At 71.6% G+C, this 532-nt stretch carries 1 protein-coding gene; it reads left to right on the top strand.

The genetic code is table 11. From position 1 onward, the window contains the following. Positions 1–150 precede the first annotated feature (150 nt). The coding region (locus CCL05_RS42415; RefSeq protein ID WP_143590051.1) for a thioesterase II family protein at positions 151–532 on the top strand (382 nt) is incomplete at its 3' end.

Below are 532 nucleotides of genomic sequence, written 5' to 3'. Positions count from 1 at the left end.
TCGCGCGGGGAGGTTCCCGCGTCGTCCTCGGCCGGCCCGGGAGCACGGAACCGGACTGCTGTCAGTCGGTTGTCAGTGCCTTCCTGGTGCAATGGGCCGCATCCGTGGAGGAGCCGAAGAGGTCGGCGAGCGGCGAGCAGGAGGCTCTGGATGTTCTGGACGGAATGCAGCGAACCGCGGCCGTTCGCCGCGATGCGGCTGATCTGCTTCCCGCATGCCGGCGGGTCCTCGTACGTCTTCCGGGACTGGCGCAAAGGGCTGCCCGAGTTCGAGGTGCACGCGGTCTGTTACCCGGGCCGGGCGGACCGGTTCGGGGAACCGACGGCCACCGATCTGGTGGCGATGGCGCAGGAGATCGCCGAGGCCGTCCGGCCGCTGACGGACCGGCCCACCGCCCTGTTCGGACACAGCATGGGCGCGGTGGTGGCGTACGAGACGGCCAGGGCGCTTCAGGCCGAGGGGGCCCGGTTGTCGCACCTGTTCGTGTCGGGAGCCCGCGCGAGCCATCTGGTGCGTCGGGACGCCCGGGCGG

Origin of the sequence: Streptomyces africanus (assembly GCF_002150735.1) — a bacterium.
Lineage (GTDB): Bacteria > Actinomycetota > Actinomycetes > Streptomycetales > Streptomycetaceae > Streptomyces > Streptomyces africanus.
Note: the sequence above shows the minus strand (reverse complement) of the source record. Positions and strands in the feature narration are given on the sequence as shown.